Source organism: Thermoflexus sp. (genome assembly GCF_042408365.1).
Lineage (GTDB): Bacteria > Chloroflexota > Anaerolineae > Thermoflexales > Thermoflexaceae > Thermoflexus.
On record NZ_JBHOQJ010000100.1, the window covers coordinates 1 to 3,514 of the forward strand.

A 3,514-nucleotide genomic window follows, 5' to 3' on the forward strand; every position below is an offset into this window, starting at 1 on the left:
CCCTCTGGCGGCGGAACGGGTCACCCGGCCCGGTCTACGAGCTATGGGTCGATGAAGCAGGAAGGGACCGGTCATCTGTGGAACCCCGCGGGGTGAAATCGATGACGATGAGTCACGGAACGATTTCGAGGGCTGAGGGAGGTGATCCCCAACGGGCGCTAAGCGCTCTACTTATGAACGGCCCTAGTCCCCGAACCCAGGGACCCCTTGGATCAGCGGGCGCCTTCGGTCTTTGGCCAGGCCTTGCGGACGACCAACCACACGTCCCGCGTCTTGCCCCTCAGACCCCATCCTGGCTTCTAAAAGCTCCCCATAAGTGAAATTGTGCTCTTAACGATCTTTTCACTAATTTCCAACTTTGGCAATGATTATATATTACATAACCGATTTATTAAATATGAACTCAAGATAAGGAGCAAAAACTGTGACCCGTTTTCGCAAAGCACGGACGTTGGGTCTGCTCATCCTGCTGCTTGGATTGCTTTACGAAGTGCGAGCGCTTCCCGTTCCCGCGAAGGCGGATCATGGCGGAAACCCCAGCATCAGCGATATCGTGCTGACGGCCCCTCAAACCTACATGATCTGCCCCTCTGGCACCGACTCCGACGTGGTCGCCTTAAGCAATGTGGGAACCCGATGGTTGAAGGGATACGTCCAGCTGGATTTCGTGATCCCGGACAACGGCGGCCGTCAGTTGGTGCAGCGATGGGATGTGTTCCAGGGTGGGGATTATCGCCTGGAGATCGTTTATCCAGCCTGGGAGGCATGGCCCGATGGGTTCTTCGAGATGCATGTGGATCTGGTCTTCGAGGTCTATCCCACGGAGGCCGACGCCCAGGCAGGGATAAATCTGCTTGGGACCATTGGCCCCGGACATCCCTGGGATATCTTCTGTTTGGCTGTCCGGCCGACAGCGACGCCTTCCCCGGCGATCACTCCTTCGCCCACACCCTCCTGGACTCCGACCTCTACGCCGACGTTGGTTGCTGCTCCTCCCACGCCTCCTTCCAGCCCGTCCCCCACGGGAACTCCAACGGCCGTTCCGCCCGTAGCTCCTCCGGTTCCGCCTCCCACGGATCCGACCCCGCTTCCCACGGAGCCTTTAAATGGGGAGTTGCTGGGCCGCATGGGCGCGGAGGGCCCTCAGCTCCCGGTTCCATGGATCCTGGCGCTGGCCCTGTGGATTGCCGGAGGGCTGGTGTTGGGATGGCGCTCTCGCCGCAGGGACCGGGTGTAGTGTTCGGGGGAAGGAGATGATGGCCAGCAACCAGAGGGTGCAGGCCGCATTGGGAGAAAACGTGCGCTTTGACCGAGAATCCGCCCAGATATGGACTCACGGATACTGGATTTTAGGCCTCGGGCTGATCCTGGGAGGGCTCCCCGGAGCCGCGCCCGCCGCATGGGAGCGAGAAAAAGCGGCGACAATCGCAGGAACGCCTTTGAGCTCTATAGGGGAACCGGAACCTTTCTTGATGGAAGCGGTCCCTGGGGCCTCCCTCGAGGATCCAATCCGGTGGGGAGTATCCGGGCACGAATCGGCGATGAGGTGGATTGGGAGGCCTGCGAAAGCTCCCGCGGGAGGGATCCCTGAGCGCCTGGTGATTCCAGCGATCGCCCTGGATACGCCAATTGTTCCGGCGGGATCGCGCGTCGTCTCGATCAACGGGCGCCGCTACCGCGAGTGGCTGGCGCCAGACCGTAGGGCGGCGGGGTGGCATCCGAGCTCAGCCCGGGCGGGAGCGCCTGGCAATATGGTGCTCAGCGGCCACAACAACATCGCAGGGGCTGTGTTTCGCCGCCTGGCTGATTTGAAGCTTGGGGATCGCATCTGGATCTATACCCGCGATCGGGTTTTCCCCTATGAAGTGGTCGAGCTCCATATCCTCCCGGAACGCGGCCAGCCGCTGGCCGTTCGACAGGCGAACGCCCGATGGATCCAGCCCACTCCGGATGAACGGCTGACCTTGGTCACCTGCTGGCCTCCCTGGAGCAATTCCCACCGCCTGATTGTTATCGCCCATCCTTCTCACAGCCCATAGGGCCATCAGACGGGGTTCAGGAGGTTATCCAGGCCGCACAAGAGGGATCACATAGCCCCCAAATATTTTTTAAGAAATTACGCCGTTGATTCCCTCAGGAGCTTTGGGGGTGGAGCCCTTCCGCCTTCCCTCGCGAGCTCCGAACTGCTTTATAATTTCTCCTCTCATCCCTCAGCGGGTTGCGGGCTTCGCTCCTCCACTGGAGCGAACGTCGACCTGCCTACCGGGTTGTGGATTGCGGGCCCAGCGGAGCGGTCAGGGGTCTTGACAAAATTCCTGGTTTATGCTATAAACAACGTCAAATCTTAGACAGGCAGGAACGGTCGCCCATGACATTCGGTTGGGTGGTTCTCTCCCTCGTCCTTATCGCCCTCATTCTTCGGGGCATCCTTCGCCTCGGAGAGGCGATGCCCGTTTGGGAGGGAGCCACCCCCGGTTAGCCCAGCGTATCATTTCATCTATCGGTTGCTCAAGAGGGGGCCTCCCAAACGGGAGGCCCCCTCCTTTTTTATCCCCCGCTCGCTGAAAGGAGGGATCCGATGGAAGCCGCGGCGATCACCCAGACCCAGGTGGCTCCTCGCGCGGTCCGACGGGAGCGCCGTCGGATGAAGACGGCGTGGGCGGTGATGGAGGCGTTGGTCCGCGAGGGCGTGGAGGTCATCTTCGGCGTCCCCGGCGGCGCCTCCCTGCCGCTCTACGACGCCCTCTACGATTACCCCCAGATCCGCCACGTCTTGGTCCGCCACGAGCAGTGCGCGATCCACATGGCCGAGGGCTACGCCCGGGCCACGGGGAGGCCCGGGGTGTGCTTCACGACCTCCGGCCCCGGCGCGACCAACCTGGTCACCGGCCTCACCGATGCCATGATGGATTCCACCCCCGTTGTGGCGATCACCGGGCAGGTCCCCACGTTCTTTATGGGCGGCGATGCCTTCCAGGAGGCCGATGTCATCGGCCTCACGATGTCCGTCACCAAGCACAACTGGCTGGTGAGAGCACCGGCCCAGGCGATGGAGGCGGTCCACATGGCCTTCCGCCTGGCCACCGATGGGCGCCCTGGCCCGGTGCTGGTGGATCTCCCCCGCGACGTGTTGCTCGCTGAGACAGAGTTCACCTTTGAGGACCCCCAGGCCTTCCGGCTTGCACGTCCGCGCCCTTCGTTCCCCGACGAGGAAGCGCTGCGGCGCGCCGCCGATCTCATCGCCGGATCCCAGCGTCCGATCCTCTACGTGGGCGGAGGGGCCATCCATTCCGGCGCGGCTCCGGAGATTCGCGCCCTGGCGGAGAAGGCCCGCATCCCGGTGACCACCACCCTGATGGGCCTGGGCGCTTTTCCCGAGGACCATCCCTATTCCCTCAAGATGCTGGGGATGCATGGGACCGTTTACGCCAATTTCGCCATTAACTTCTCCGACCTCATCATCGCCGTCGGCGCCCGGTTCGACGACCGGGTGACCGGCAAGCTCTCCGCCTTC

General features: G+C 62.4%; 3 protein-coding genes. All 3 read left to right on the forward strand.

What is annotated here, in order from left to right:
- Window positions 1–424 precede the first annotated feature (424 nt).
- A complete protein-coding gene (locus ACFMO5_RS04285; protein ID WP_376791519.1) occupies window positions 425–1,237 on the forward strand; it encodes a hypothetical protein in 813 nt (270 codons plus the stop codon).
- Window positions 1,238–1,598: 361 nt separating this feature from the next.
- On the forward strand, window positions 1,599–2,039 hold the full coding sequence (locus ACFMO5_RS04290; protein ID WP_376791520.1) for a sortase: 441 nt from the start codon (window positions 1,599–1,601) through the stop codon (window positions 2,037–2,039).
- A 539-nt stretch (window positions 2,040–2,578) separates the two neighbouring features.
- The coding region (locus ACFMO5_RS04295) for a thiamine pyrophosphate-binding protein (RefSeq protein ID WP_376791521.1) at window positions 2,579–3,514 on the forward strand (936 nt) is incomplete at its 3' end.